The following is a 14,122-nucleotide window of genomic DNA, read 5'->3' on the forward strand; positions in this document are numbered from 1 at the left end:
TCAGACTTCATCCTTGCCGGAAAGCAGGATGCAGACCAGCGTGATCACGGCTGCTGCGCCGAGATAATAGCCGACATAAGCCATGCCGTAGTTCACCTGCAGCCATGTCGCGGCATAAGGAGCAAGCGAGGCCCCGAAAATGCCGGCGAGGTTGAAGGTGATCGACGAGCCGGTGTAGCGCACGTTGGTCGGGAAGGGGGCCGCAAGCGCCGTGCCGATCAGGCCGTAGGTCAGGCCCATCAAGGCCATTGCAATGATTGCAAAGACGAAGATGGCGGCTTCACCCGATGTCATCAGGATGTTCAGGAAGAACGAGAAGATACCGATAAGCACCGTCGTTACGATCAGCACTTCGCGCCGGCCAAAGCGTTCTGCCAGCTTGCCGGCGATCGGAATGAAGATACCGAACATGATCGAACCGACGATCTGGATTTCCAGTGCATCGAGGAACGGGATCTGCAGAACCTTGACGTTGTAGGAAAGCAGATAGGCCGAACCGATGTAGAACAAGACGAAAGTCGCCAGGGCTACGAAGGTGCCAAGCAGGAGGCTCCGCTTGTGGCTGCGGAACAGTTCCATCACCGGCACCTCGACGCGCTCATGCTTGTCGATGGCCTTCTGGAACGCCGGCGTCTCGGTGATCGACAGACGTACCCAGAGACCGACGGCGATCAGGATGATCGAGGCGATGAACGGGACGCGCCAGCCCCAGCTCAGCAACTGCTCCTGGGTCATCAGGTGCAAAAGCAGCCAGAAGACGCCCGAGGACAGGAACAAGCCAACAGGGGCGCCGAGCTGCGGGAACATGCCGTACCAGCTGCGCTTGCCTTCCGGCGCATTTTCCGTGGCGAGCAGGACGGCGCCGCCCCATTCGCCACCGAGACCGAAGCCCTGGCCAAACCGGCACAGCGCCAGCAGAAGCGGTGCGATGACGCCGATCTGCGCGTATGTGGGGAGCAGGCCGATGATGACCGTCGAAATGCCCATGGTCAGAAGAGCCGCCACCAGGGTCGTCTTGCGGCCGACCCGGTCGCCGAAATGGCCAAACACGACGGCGCCCAGCGGGCGCGCGAAAAATGCGATCGAGAAGGTCGCGAAGGAGGCGAGAAGTGCGGTGGTGGGATCGCTGTTCGGGAAGAACAACGCCGGAAACACCAGCACGGCGGCCGTGGCGTAGACGTAGAAGTCGAAGAATTCGATGGTCGTGCCGACCAGGCTTGCGAGGAGAACGCGGGCTGGCGAATTGAGTGGGCCCTTGTTCAACGGCTCTGCCGTCGGCGACGACGTGGAGAGTGTGTCGCTCATTATCATATGTCCGTCTTGGGAATGTTAGTGCCGTCTTGGGAGGCAGCCGCCCGGCTTTAACGCAGACGAACCGGCAATAAAACCCTTCAAGCGCAACTATCGGCAAGATTTCGGGGTGGATAGATTGTAAAAGTGTCGTCTGAGATGCAGCTTTATCGCCCTCTATTTCGTCAGGTTGATTAAAAATGCCACCTGATGCGCTCCTGGCGTGCTCAATCCTTGACCAGAATCGAATTGTCGCAAATCTTGGGTTGTGCACCCGGTGACCGGGTGCGGCAAACAGGCTGGGGTGCGCATGCGTTTCCTTCAGGGGGTCTGATGGGGCGCTGATGATGCGCATCGGGCACTTTAGGGGCATTTGCTCCGTTTGAAGGGGAAACCATGTTCAAGAAGCTTTCTGCTGAATTTTTAGGAACATTCTGGCTTGTGTTTGGCGGTTGCGGCAGCGCGGTGTTGGCAGCGGCCTTTCCGGACGTCGGCATCGGCCTGCTCGGTGTTTCGTTTGCCTTTGGTCTCACCGTCCTGACCATGGCCTATGCGGTCGGCGGCATCTCGGGCGGCCACTTCAATCCGGCTGTGTCCGTTGGTTTAACGGTTGCCGGCAAGTTTCCTGCCTCTTCGCTTCCCGGCTATATCATTGCCCAGGTGGCGGGCGGCATCGTCGCAGCCGCAGCTCTTTATCTGGTTGCGAGCGGCAAGGCTGACTTCCAGCTCGGCGGTTTTGCGGCCAATGGTTATGGTGAACACTCGCCAGGCGGATATTCGTTGACCTCGGCTCTGGTGATCGAAGTGCTTTTGACCGGCTTCTTCATCTTCATCATCCTGGGGGCCACTCACGGCCGCGTGCCGGTCGGCTTTGCGCCGATTGCCATTGGACTGACATTGACGCTCATTCACCTGATCTCGATCCCGGTCACCAATACATCGGTGAACCCCGCCCGTTCCACCGGTCAGGCGCTGTTTGTCGGCGGCTGGGCGTTGCAGCAATTGTGGCTGTTCTGGCTTGCCCCGATCGTTGGTGCTGCCATCGGTGCCATTATCTGGAAGGTTGTCGGCGAAGACGACTGATACGCTGCCATCCGACATGTTCCGCTTACGAAAGGCCCCGCAGAAATCGCTGCGGGGCCTTTCCGTTTTATCGGCCCCGTCAGCAGCCTTTTTCCTTGCGTTGAGAGTAACACTCTGATTCTAGGCGATGAATCTGAGCGCCGGCATGAATCGGCGGGAAATATTTTACCCATGTCTTGGATAGGGTTAACCAAAGTAAACGGTTCGTTAACCATAATGACGCTCTATGGGGGTGTGCCTGAAAGACGCGACTCGTCTGTGTCAACAAGCTAGGCGCAAGCAGCGATTTGTAAGGCTGGCGTAATGTCGGGGGTTTTTATGAGCAAGCATGTGGCTGTCCTAATGGGCGGATTTTCTTCGGAGCGGCCGGTGAGCCTGTCTTCCGGGGCTGCGTGCGCCGATGCTTTGGAGGCCGAGGGCTACCGCGTCACCCGAATCGACGTCGATCGCAATGTCGCGTCCGTTCTGGCGAATCTGCGTCCCGATGTTGCCTTCAACGCCCTGCATGGCCCTTTCGGTGAGGATGGTACCATCCAGGGCATCCTCGAATATCTTGAGATTCCGTATACCCATTCCGGCGTTCTTGCTTCGGCTCTCGCCATGGACAAGGCGCAGGCTAAGCTTGTTGCCGCTGCTGCCGGTATTCCTGTTGCTGAGGCGCGCGTCATGGATCGCCATGATTTCGGCTCGGCTCATCCGATGAAGCCGCCCTATGTCGTCAAGCCGGTTCGCGAGGGCTCGAGCTTCGGTGTGGTGATGGTCAAGGAAGATCAGTCGCATCCGCCGCAGATCGTTACGTCCAGCGAGTGGCGCTATGGCGATCGGGTCATGGTCGAGCGCTACGTGCATGGCCGCGAGTTCACCTGTGGCGTCATGGGGGATACGGCGCTTGGTGTCACTGAAGTGATACCGCAGGGACACGCCTTCTACGATTACGATTCAAAGTATGTGAAAGGTGGCTCAAAACACGTCATCCCGGCAGATATTTTACCAAATATTTACCAAAAAATACAAACACTCTCAGTCATGGCGCATCAGGCGATTGGATGCCGCGGCGTAAGCCGCTCCGACTTCCGCTTCGACGACCGTTTCTCTGCAGAAGGAGAGCTTATCTGGCTGGAGGTTAACACTCAGCCCGGAATGACTCCCACCTCTCTGGTCCCTGAAATGGCCGTTCATGCAGGCCATACGTTTGGTGAATTCCTCAAGTGGATCGTGGAGGACGCGTCGTGTTTGCGTTGAAGGGCAGGAAAGCAGCAAGAGGACGGGCTCCGCTGGAGGCGGTTGATCTTGATGGTCAGCGCGTTCTGCCGCGGCCGCTGCGCCGTGTTGTGCGTTTCCTTGTCAGTCTTGGAACGGGCCGCATCCACTTCATGCCGTATACCGGCACAGTCTCCGCTGTGGCGTTTTTCGCCGCGACCGGTTTTTATGGCATGTCGCTCGGCGGTCACAGTCAGGATTTTGCCCAGACGACCACCACGGCCGTTGGTTTTGCGATCGAGGACGTCAAGGTGTCTGGCAACGACCAGACCTCGGAAATCGACATCCTGCAGCAACTTGGGCTTGATGGTGCAACTTCGCTGGTTGCCCTCGATATCGGCGTGGCGCGCAAGCTGATCAGCGAAATGCCCTGGGTCGAAGACGTTGCCGTGCGCAAGGTCTATCCGGGCACGATCGAGGTTAGTCTGAAGGAGCGCAAGGCGTTCGGCATCTGGCAGCATGGCACCGATCTGTCGCTGATCGAAAAGAGCGGCAGCGTGATTGCGCCGCTGCGCGACAACAAATTCTCCGAACTGCCACTGTTCGTCGGCCGTGACGCCGAGACGACAGCCGCCGCGTTTTACGCCCGGTTCGAGCAATGGCCGGAAATCAGCAAGCGGGTCAAAGCCTATGTTCGCGTAGCTGGCCGCCGCTGGGATCTGATGCTCGACAACGGCATCACCATCAAACTGCCCGAGCACGATCTGGACCGCGCCATGCAGGTGCTCTCGACGATGGAAGAGGGGCAGCAACTGCTTGAACGTGACATTGCTGCGGTCGATCTGAGGCTGGAGGATCGCACCACGATCCAGTTGACCCCGGAAGCCGCTGCCCGCCGTCAGACTGTTCTGGAAGCCCGCACGAAGTTGTTGAAGAAGCAGGAAAAGGAAGGCCGTACATGAGCATCTTCGGCTCCTCGAATTTTGGGCTGCCGCGTCTGAAGCCGCTTTCTTCCAAGCGGTCGCATGTCGTTTCCGTGCTCGATATCGGCTCGACCAAAGTGGTCTGCATGATCGGCCGGCTGACGCCGCGCGCCGAAAGCCAAATCCTGCCGGGCCGCACCCATTCGATCGAAATCATCGGTATCGGCCACCACAAATCGCGCGGCATGAAGAATGGCGTGATTGCCGATCTCGACGCCGCTGAAAGCGTCGTCCGTCTCGCCGTCGATGCCGCTGAGCGTATGGCGGGGCTGACCATCGACAGCCTGATCGTCAACATTTCTGCTGGCCGTCTGCAAAGCGATATCTACACCGCTTCCATCGATCTCGGTGGCCAGGAAGTCGATTCGGCGGACCTGAAGAAGGTTTTGGCGGCTGCCGGCCAGCAGTCGCTGCGCCAGGACCGCGTCATCCTGCATTCGCTGCCCACGGGCTTCTCGCTCGACGGCGAACGCGGCATCCGGGATCCGCTCGCAATGTTCGGCGATGCGCTGGGTGTCGACATGCACGTGCTGACCGCCGAACGCGCTGCACTGAAGAACCTCGAACTCTGCATCAACCGTGCGCATCTATCGGTCGAAGGCATTGTCGCGACACCGTATGCAAGCGGTCTTGCGGCTCTGGTCGATGACGAGGTTGAACTCGGTTGCGCCGCCATCGACATGGGTGGCGGCACCACGACGATCTCGGTCTTTGCCGAAGGTAAGCTTGTTCATGCCGATGCGATCAGCCTTGGCGGTCACCATGTCACCACAGACCTTGCACGCGGTCTTTCGACCCGCATCGAAGATGCCGAGCGCCTGAAGGTCGTTCATGGTTCGGCACTGCCCAATAGCGCCGACGAGCGCGACATCGTTTCCGTTCCGCCGATCGGCGAGGACGACCGCGATCAGCCGACACATGTGCCGCGCGCACTGGTTTCGCGCATCGTGCGGGCTCGCATCGAGGAAACACTGGAACTGATCCGCGACCGTATCCAGCGGTCCGGCTTCTCGCCGATCGTCGGCAAGCGTGTCGTTCTGACGGGCGGCGCTGCACAGCTGACCGGTCTGCCCGAATCGGCACGCCGGATTCTCGCCCGCAACGTCCGCATCGGCCGTCCGCTCGGCGTTTCGGGATTGCCGGCAGCGGCAAAAGGCCCGGCCTTTTCGACGGCCGTTGGACTGATGATCTATCCGCAAGTCGCGGACATGGAAACACATGCGGCGCAGGGCGGTCTGCTCTCGTCGCTTGCAGGAAACAACAGCCGTATCGCCCGGATGGGTCAATGGCTGAAGGAAAGCTTTTGAGCCCTTCGGCTTCATGCTGACGGGATGCAATACGGGATTTAGTGATTTGGCCGGCTCGGCAAGGCGGCCAGAAACCAGGAAGGAACGGGAACAATGACGATCAACTTGCAAAAGCCGGATATCACCGAGCTGAAGCCCCGCATCACCGTCTTCGGTGTTGGCGGGGGCGGTGGCAATGCTGTTAACAACATGATCACGGCAGGCCTCGAAGGCGTCGATTTCGTCGTCGCCAACACCGATGCCCAGGCGCTGACCATGACCAAGGCTTCGCGCATCATCCAGATGGGTGTTGCCGTGACCGAAGGTCTGGGTGCCGGTTCGCAGCCTGAAGTCGGCCGCGCGGCGGCTGAAGAGTGCATCGATGAAATCATCGATCACCTCAACGGCACACATATGTGCTTCGTCACCGCCGGCATGGGTGGCGGTACCGGTACCGGTGCTGCTCCCGTCGTTGCCCAGGCTGCCCGCAACAAGGGCATCCTGACGGTCGGCGTCGTTACCAAGCCGTTCCACTTCGAAGGCCAGCGCCGCATGCGTCTCGCCGACATGGGCATCCAGGAACTGCAGAAGTCCGTCGACACCCTGATCGTCATTCCGAACCAGAACCTGTTCCGGATCGCCAATGACCGCACCACGTTCGCCGATGCGTTCGCAATGGCCGACCAGGTTCTCTACTCCGGCGTTGCCTGCATCACCGACCTGATGGTCAAGGAAGGCCTGATCAATCTCGACTTCGCGGACGTCCGCTCCGTAATGCGCGAGATGGGCCGCGCCATGATGGGGACCGGCGAAGCATCCGGCGAAGGCCGCGCAATGGCCGCTGCCGAAGCTGCAATCGCCAACCCACTGCTCGACGAGACCTCGATGAAGGGTGCTCAGGGCCTGTTGATCTCGATCACCGGTGGCCGTGACCTAACGCTCTTTGAAGTCGATGAAGCAGCAACCCGTATCCGCGAAGAAGTGGATCCGGACGCCAACATCATCCTCGGCGCGACATTCGACGAAGAACTCGAAGGCCTCATCCGCGTTTCGGTTGTGGCAACGGGTATCGATCGGACCGCTGCGGAGGTGGCCGGTCGCAATGCCGACTTTCGTCCGGTAGCAGCCAAGCCGATCGTTCGTCCGTCCATCGCAATCCCGGCAGCGCCAGTCCAGCAGACGGTTGCCGTTCAGCAGCCGGCTCCGGTTGCCCAGCAGCCAGTCGTTCAGCAGCAGCAGGCCGCCCAGCCGGTTCAGCAGACGAGTGATTCGATTGCCGAAGCCATCCGTGCAGCCGAACTGGAACGCGAACTGTTCCTGTCGATGCCGCGCGGTGGCGCAACTGCGCCGGTTCAGCAGGCTCAGGACGATTTCCGTCCGCAGAGCAAGCTTTTCGCGGGTGCTGCACCGGTTGAACAGCAGCCTGTCGTCCAGGCCGCCGCTCCGGTTCAGCGTGCGATCGAAACGCCGGTTTACCAGCAGCCCGTCGCCCAGGCTCCGGTTCGCCAGGAGCCCGCCGCTCCGGTAATCCGCCAGCAGGCCGAGCAGGTTCGCATGCCGCGCGTCGAAGACTTCCCGCCGATGGTCAAGGCCGAAGCCGAACATCGCGCACAGCCGGTTCAGCAGGAAGAGCGCGGCCCGATGGGCTTGCTCAAGCGGATCACCAATTCGCTCGCACGCCGCGAAGAAGAAAGCCACGATGTGGCTGCCGACATGACCTCCGGTGCGCCGGCCGCTGCCTCGCAGCAGCGACGTCCGTTGTCGCCCGAAGCCAGCGTTTATGCGCCGCGCCGGGCTGCTCCTCTCGATGACCGTGCCCGCGCTGCCTCGCAGCCGCGTGCACATGAAGACGATCAGCTCGAAATCCCGGCGTTCCTGCGCCGCCAGTCGAACTGATTTTTCTACCCACCTTCCTCCTTGCCGAAATGCCCGGGTTTGCGCCCGGGCATTTTTTATGAATTATTGAATTCTTCCAATATCTAAGCACCTTGTGTGCGTCGCGTAACAAAGCGAAAGAAACAGTGATTTGGAATGACGGACCACAGCAATTATCTTCACAATCAGAACTGATGGGACAGCATTGCGATTCTAAACGCGAAAGCTTGCATATTGGACCGGGCGGTGACGGCAAGACCTCGCTTCCCGACGGTGTGGCTTGCGGCTTTGGAAAGCGCACAACTCTTGTCCTATCGAGACATTCGGCGGCAACGCCACGTAGCATTTGAAGGCGATAGGCATGGGACTGGGAATTGGACTGCTTGGATTTCAGACAACGATTGCACACTCTGTAACTCTGAGCGGCACGGGCGTACATTCTGGCGCCGAGGTAGCGATCACCTTTCATCCAGCGGAAGCAGACAGCGGCATCGTTTTTCAGCGCGTCGCCGGTGAGCAGACGATCAGCGAATTCAAGGCGGTCTCTTCGCAGGTCGGCAACACCGATCTCTGCACCATCCTCGGCTTCTCGCCTGCCACCTCGATCGCTACGATCGAGCATGTGATGGCGGCCATCTATGCGCTCGGCCTCGACAATCTTCTGATCGAAGTGCACGGCGCCGAAATGCCGATCATGGATGGAAGCTCCGCGCCGTTCATCGACGCTATCGAGCAGACCGGTATCAAGGCGCTGGGCGTCAAGCGCCGTTATATCCGCATCCTGAAGCCAGTGCGTATCGAATCGGGTGCCTCCTGGTCGGAATTCACGCCCTATGACGGCATGCGCTTCGAAGTAGAGATCGATTTCGATTGCCCGCTGATCGGCCGTCAGGCCTGGAAGGGCGACATTACTCCGGCGGTCTTCAAGACGGAATTGTCGCGCGCCCGCACATTCGGCTTCATGCGCGATGTCGAGCGTATGTGGGCTGCCGGTCGCGGTCTCGGTTCGTCGCTGGAAAATTCGGTCGTCATTGCTGATGACAACACCGTCATCAACATGGAAGGCCTGCGTTACAAGGACGAGTTCGTCCGCCACAAGACGCTGGACGCCGTGGGCGACCTGGCTTTGGCAGGTGCGCCGTTCATTGGCTGCTACCGGTCCTATCGCGGTGGCCACAAGATGAATGCCAACGCGCTGAAGGCGCTGATGAGCGATCCGACCGCCTATGAAATCGTCGAGACAGCAACACAGCGCCAACGCTCTGCGCCGCGGGAAGTGATTGCCGTCAATGCGCCGTAAAGCGCAGCTACTTGTTCCTGAAAGGGAAAATCTGGTCTGATGTTTGATGAGAGCCGGTCTTTTGACCGGCTTTTTCATGACGGGACTGCCACAAAATTGCGTTAATCAATCATCATGACGTTGCGGTCTTGTTGCATCTTGATCTAAAACGCGGTTCATAGGCGGCGGTATTCTTACCGGTGCGGGAGTTGGGATTTACGAATGGTAATTGCAGGCCAGTTTGAATTGAAGAAGATGGCACGTGTTGTTGTCATTACGCTTGCGGCTTGTGCGGGTAGCGTTTTGATCACCGCCTGCCAGAACGATCCCGACATCGACATTACAAAGCTGGCCGCCGAGACAGACCCGCCGGAAGTACTCTACAATCAGGGCCTTGCCAACCTGAACGCGGGCAAGACGACGGAAGCGGCGCGCAAGTTCGACGCGATCGACCAGCAGCATCCCTTCTCGGAATATGCCCGCAAGGCGCTGGTGATGCGCTCCTTCATCAACTACCGCAACGGTCAGTACCAGGACGCTATAAATGGGGCGAGCCGGTACCTGAACCTCTATCCCGAATCCGAAGATGCAGCCTACGCGCAATATATTGTCGGTCTGGCCTATTCGAAACAGATCCCGGCGGTGACGCAGGACCAGAAGCCGGCCTTCAAGACGATCGAGGCGATGCAGGCGGTCATTACCAAATATCCTGATTCCGAATATGTCGAGGACGCGCAAGCCAAGCTGCGCTTTGCCAAGGACCAGCTGGCCGGCAAGGAAATGCAGGTTGGCCGCTACTATCTCGAGCGTAAGGAATATCTGGCCGCAATCACGCGCTTCCGTTCGGTCGTCGAATCCTATCCGAACACCAACCAGGTCGAAGAGGCGCTGGCGCGTCTGGTCGAAACCTACTTCGCCATGGGTATTACCAGCGAGGCGCAGACCGCCGCCGCCATTCTCGGACACAACTATCCTGACAGCCAGTGGTATGCCGACAGCTACAAGCTCCTGCAGACCGGCGGTCTGGAACCGCGTGAAAACGGCAACTCGTGGATTTCGCGAGCAGGCAAGAAGCTTCTGGGCGCCTAGAAACAGGACCCAAGACGAAGAGATTTGAACCGGGATGCTTTCACAGATCTCGATCCGCGATATCGTCCTGATCGAACGGCTTGACCTGTCCTTCGATGCTGGCCTGTCCGTATTGACCGGCGAAACCGGCGCCGGAAAATCCATTTTGCTTGATAGTTTGTCGCTGGCGCTCGGTGGGCGCGGCGACGGTTCGCTTGTTCGCCACGGTGGCGACAAGGGGCAGGTGACGGCGGTCTTCGATGTCGGCATGGGACATCCGGCCCGGCTTCTCGTTCGCGAAAACGGTATCGACGATGACGGCGACCTGATTTTCCGCCGGGTGCAATCGGCCGATGGCCGCACCAAGGCCTATGTCAACGATCAGCCGGTTTCGGTGCAGTTGATGCGCCAGGCAGGCCAGTTGCTGGTCGAAATCCATGGCCAACATGACGACCGCGCCCTTGTCGACACTCACGCCCACCGCACCCTTCTTGATGCCTTCGGTGGTCTTGCCGAGGAAGCGCAGGCGGTGTCCGGGCTTTACCGCATCTGGAAGGATGCCGAGCGGACGTTGAAGAAGCACCGCGACAAGGTCGAGGCAGCTGCCCGCGAGGCCGATTATCTGCGCTCCGCCGTCGAAGAACTCGAAGCGCTGTCGCCACAGGATGGTGAAGAAGACGATCTTGCCGAGCGCCGTTCGCGGATGATGAAGGCCGAGCGCATCGCTGTCGACATCAATGAAGCGAGCGAGTTTCTCAACGGCAACGGTTCACCGGTTCCGCTGATTGCCTCTATGGTGCGCAGGCTGGAACGCAAAAGCCACGAAGCGCCAGGTCTTCTTGAAGAGACTGTCGAGCTTTTGGACGCAGCCCTCAACCAGCTTTCCGACGCCCAGATGGCCGTTGAGGCGGCGCTGCGCAAGACCGAATACGATCCGAAGGAACTGGAGCGTGTCGAGGAGCGGCTGTTTGCGCTGCGCGCCGCAGCCCGCAAATATTCCGTACCGGTGACGTCGTTGCCGGCGCTGGCCGTGCGGATGATCTCCGATCTTGCTGATCTGGATGCCGGCGAAGAAAAGCTGAAGCAGCTGGAAGCTCAACTTGGCCTGACCAAGGGTGCCTTTGACGCGGCAGCCGTGGCTCTGTCGGCCAAGCGTCGCAACACGGCGACGGCACTGTCCGACGCCGTCATGGCAGAGCTTCCCGCGTTGAAGCTCGAGCGTGCCCGGTTCATGGTGGAAGTGACCTCCGATCCCGATGTTGCCGCCGCCGAAGGGATCGATGTGGTCGAGTTCCACGTTCAGACCAACCCTGGCACGCGGCCCGGCCCGATCATGAAGGTAGCATCCGGCGGCGAGCTGTCGCGCTTTCTGCTGGCGCTCAAAGTGGCGCTCGCGGATCGGGGCTCCGCGCCGACGCTCGTTTTTGATGAAATCGACACCGGGGTTGGCGGTGCGGTGGCGGATGCCATCGGCCAGCGGCTCAAGCGGTTGTCGAAAACCGTCCAGGTGCTTTCGGTCACCCACGCGCCGCAGGTGGCAGCGCGGGCCGCAACGCATCTCTTGATTTCCAAGGGGCCTTCGGCGGAAAAGTCCGAAACGATTGCCACCCGTGTGGCCCGCATGGACGACAAGGCCCGTACCGAAGAGATCGCCCGCATGCTGGCGGGGGCCTCGGTGACGGATGAGGCAAGGGCGGCTGCGGCGAGTTTGTTGGCTGGGAATGGGTAGTTCTACCCTCCGGTGAAGGATAGGGAGCATCTTCCCATTCCCCCAAAATTCTCTAAAACGACTCTCAAATCAGGAGTCCCAGCATGTCGACCTTATCCATTGCCGTTGAAGATTTGACGCTTGAAGATGCGGTAACAGAGTTGGAACGGCTGGCGGCCGAACTGGCGCGACACGATGCGCTCTATCACGGCAAGGATGCGCCGGAGATTTCGGACGCGGACTATGACGCGCTGAAGCGGCGCAACGAGGAGATCGAGGCGCATTTTCCGGAGCTGGTGCGGGCCGACAGCCCGTCGCGCAAGGTCGGCGCGGGACCCTCCGGCATTTTTCAGCAGATCACTCATGCGCGGCCGATGCTGTCGCTCGACAACGTGTTTTCCGACGTGGATGTGCAGGACTTCATCGGCAGCGTATACCGGTTCCTCGGGCTTTTGCCGGATAATTCGATCGCTTTCACTGCAGAGCCGAAGATTGACGGCCTGTCGATGTCGCTGCGATACGAAAACGGCAGGCTGGTCAGTGCTGCGACACGCGGCGACGGCACGACCGGTGAGAACGTCACAGCCAATATCCGCACCATCATGGAAATCCCGCAGACCCTGCCGGCCGGTGCGCCTGCAATCGTTGAGGTTCGCGGTGAAGTCTATATGGGCAAGAGCGACTTTCTGGCGCTGAACGCGCAGATGGTTGCCGAGGGCAAGCAGACCTATGTCAACCCGCGCAACACGGCCGCCGGCTCGTTGCGTCAGCTTGATCCGACCATTACCGCCAGCCGCAAGCTGAAATTCTTCGCCTATGCCTGGGGCGAAATTTCGGAGATGCCAGCCGATACCCAGTTCGGCATGGTCGAGGTGTTCAAGCGCTGGGGGTTCCCGGTCAATCCTCTGATGCAGCGTTTGTCGTCGATCGATGCGATTCTTGCGCATTACAATGACATCGGTCTCAAGCGCCCCGACCTCGACTATGATATCGACGGTGTCGTCTACAAGGTCGACCGGCTGGACCTGCAGCAGCGGCTGGGCTTTCGCTCGCGTTCGCCGCGCTGGGCAACCGCACACAAGTTTCCGGCCGAGCAGGCATTTACGACAGTCGAGAATATCGACATCCAGGTGGGGCGTACCGGTGCGCTGACGCCGGTGGCGCGGCTGACGCCGGTCACGGTCGGCGGTGTCGTCGTCACCAATGCGACGCTGCACAATGCCGATTATATCGAAGGCATCGGCAATGGTGGTGAGCGTATTCGGGAAGAGGACCACGATATCCGCATCGGCGATACCGTGATTGTCCAGCGGGCAGGGGATGTCATCCCGCAGGTGCTCGATGTGGTGATGGAAAAGCGCGTAGCAGCGGCGGAGCGCTATCAGTTTCCGAAAGTTTGCCCGGTTTGCGGCAGTCACGCCGTGCGCGAGAGAAACGAGAAGACCGGCAAACTCGATTCCGTCACGCGCTGCACCGGCGGCTTCGTCTGCCGGGCCCAGGCGGTCGAGCACTTGAAGCACTTCGTTTCGCGCAATGCCTTCGACATCGAAGGGTTGGGATCGAAGCAGATCGACTTCTTCTTCGAGGCCGAGGACCCGGCATTGTCGATCAAGACCGCGCCGGACATCTTCACGCTGGAGAAACGGCAGAATGGCTCGACCCTGACCAAGCTCGAAAATATCGACGGGTTCGGCAAGGTCAGCGTCCGCAAACTTTATGATGCTATCAATGACCGGCGCCAGGTGGCGTTGCACCGGCTGATCTACGCGCTCGGTATTCGCCATGTCGGCGAAACCACGGCAAAGCTTTTGGCGCGTTCCTACGGCAGTTACACAGCCTTCGCTGACGCGATGAAGGCGGCCAGCGATATCACCTCGGAGGCGTGGAGCGACTTGAATACGATCGACGGCATCGGTGATGTCGTTGCGCGGGCCATCGTTGAATTCTACAAGGAGCCGCGCAACATGGATGTCGTGTCGCGCCTGCTTGATGAGGTGACGCCGCAGGATGCGGAGGCACCGGTGGCAAGTTCCAGCCCGGTTGCGGGCAAGACTGTCGTGTTCACCGGATCGCTGGAGAAGATGACCCGCGACGAAGCCAAGGCCATGGCCGAGCGGTTGGGAGCCAAGGTTGCGGGCTCCGTGTCGAAGAAGACCGATCTTCTGGTCGCAGGCCCCGGCGCCGGCTCAAAACTGGAAAAAGCCCGCGAACTCGGCGTCGAAACCACCGATGAGGATGGCTGGTTCGTCCTAATCGGTGGGTAATCGCCCTTCCGTTGCCTTAAAATGCTTTCCTCGATCCCCTGTCTTCTCTATGAGGGCTGCCAGATTATGACAGTTTCGTGACAACG

The 14,122-nt window shown here is 59.8% G+C and carries 10 protein-coding genes; 9 read left to right on the forward strand and 1 reads right to left on the reverse strand.

The window, feature by feature from the left end; translation table 11 throughout:
- Positions 1–1,305, reverse strand: coding sequence for an MFS transporter (locus tag ASC96_RS30185; protein WP_060506747.1), 1,305 nt, complete (start codon positions 1,303–1,305; stop codon positions 1–3).
- A gap of 381 nt (positions 1,306–1,686) precedes the next feature.
- Here ASC96_RS30185 and aqpZ point away from each other — a divergent pair, with 381 nt between their 5' ends.
- From aqpZ to ligA, 9 genes are all read left to right on the forward strand, one after another.
- On the forward strand, positions 1,687–2,373 hold the full coding sequence (aqpZ, locus tag ASC96_RS30190) for an aquaporin Z (protein WP_060506748.1): 687 nt from the start codon (positions 1,687–1,689) through the stop codon (positions 2,371–2,373).
- Between the two features lie 303 nt (positions 2,374–2,676).
- A complete protein-coding gene (locus tag ASC96_RS30195) occupies positions 2,677–3,615 on the forward strand; it encodes a D-alanine--D-alanine ligase (protein ID WP_060506749.1) in 939 nt (312 codons plus the stop codon).
- The gene (locus tag ASC96_RS30200) at positions 3,603–4,535 is read left to right on the forward strand and encodes a cell division protein FtsQ/DivIB (protein WP_060506750.1); all 933 of its coding nucleotides are present in this window, start codon (positions 3,603–3,605) and stop codon (positions 4,533–4,535) included. Before ASC96_RS30195 ends, ASC96_RS30200 begins: the two co-directional genes overlap by 13 nt.
- Positions 4,532–5,863, forward strand: a complete 1,332-nt coding sequence (gene ftsA, locus ASC96_RS30205; RefSeq protein WP_060506751.1) for a cell division protein FtsA — start codon at positions 4,532–4,534, stop codon at positions 5,861–5,863. The genes ASC96_RS30200 and ftsA overlap by 4 nt, the downstream gene beginning before the upstream one ends.
- Before the next feature lie 93 nt (positions 5,864–5,956).
- Entirely contained in the window at positions 5,957–7,738 is a 1,782-nt protein-coding gene (gene ftsZ, locus ASC96_RS30210) for a cell division protein FtsZ (RefSeq protein WP_060506752.1), read from the forward strand.
- Between the two features lie 346 nt (positions 7,739–8,084).
- Positions 8,085–9,017 carry a UDP-3-O-acyl-N-acetylglucosamine deacetylase gene (gene lpxC, locus ASC96_RS30215; protein ID WP_060506802.1) on the forward strand — a complete coding sequence of 311 codons (933 nt, stop codon included), beginning with the start codon at positions 8,085–8,087 and terminating at the stop codon, positions 9,015–9,017.
- Between the two features lie 201 nt (positions 9,018–9,218).
- Positions 9,219–10,085, forward strand: coding sequence for an outer membrane protein assembly factor BamD (locus ASC96_RS30220; RefSeq protein ID WP_060506753.1), 867 nt, complete (start codon positions 9,219–9,221; stop codon positions 10,083–10,085).
- A 34-nt stretch (positions 10,086–10,119) separates the two neighbouring features.
- Positions 10,120–11,793 carry a DNA repair protein RecN gene (recN, locus tag ASC96_RS30225; protein WP_060506754.1) on the forward strand — a complete coding sequence of 558 codons (1,674 nt, stop codon included), beginning with the start codon at positions 10,120–10,122 and terminating at the stop codon, positions 11,791–11,793.
- An 83-nt stretch (positions 11,794–11,876) separates the two neighbouring features.
- Positions 11,877–14,036 carry an NAD-dependent DNA ligase LigA gene (ligA, locus tag ASC96_RS30230; protein WP_060506755.1) on the forward strand — a complete coding sequence of 720 codons (2,160 nt, stop codon included), beginning with the start codon at positions 11,877–11,879 and terminating at the stop codon, positions 14,034–14,036.
- Positions 14,037–14,122 lie beyond the last annotated feature (86 nt).

Origin of the sequence: Rhizobium sp. Root1204 (assembly GCF_001424965.1) — a bacterium.
Classification (GTDB): Bacteria; Pseudomonadota; Alphaproteobacteria; order Rhizobiales; family Rhizobiaceae; genus Pararhizobium.

Bases quoted from the DNA above. Each gene is read 5' to 3' on its own strand.
- ASC96_RS30185 (WP_060506747.1), bottom strand. From the start codon at position 1,305: ATGAGCGACACACTCTCCACGTCGTCGCCGACGGCAGAGCCGTTGAAC.
- aqpZ (WP_060506748.1), top strand. From the start codon at position 1,687: ATGTTCAAGAAGCTTTCTGCTGAATTTTTAGGAACATTCTGGCTTGTG.
- ASC96_RS30195 (WP_060506749.1), top strand. From the start codon at position 2,677: ATGTCGGGGGTTTTTATGAGCAAGCATGTGGCTGTCCTAATGGGCGGA.
- ftsA (WP_060506751.1), top strand. From the start codon at position 4,532: ATGAGCATCTTCGGCTCCTCGAATTTTGGGCTGCCGCGTCTGAAGCCG.
- ftsZ (WP_060506752.1), top strand. From the start codon at position 5,957: ATGACGATCAACTTGCAAAAGCCGGATATCACCGAGCTGAAGCCCCGC.
- ASC96_RS30220 (WP_060506753.1), top strand. From the start codon at position 9,219: ATGGTAATTGCAGGCCAGTTTGAATTGAAGAAGATGGCACGTGTTGTT.
- recN (WP_060506754.1), top strand. From the start codon at position 10,120: ATGCTTTCACAGATCTCGATCCGCGATATCGTCCTGATCGAACGGCTT.
- ligA (WP_060506755.1), top strand. From the start codon at position 11,877: ATGTCGACCTTATCCATTGCCGTTGAAGATTTGACGCTTGAAGATGCG.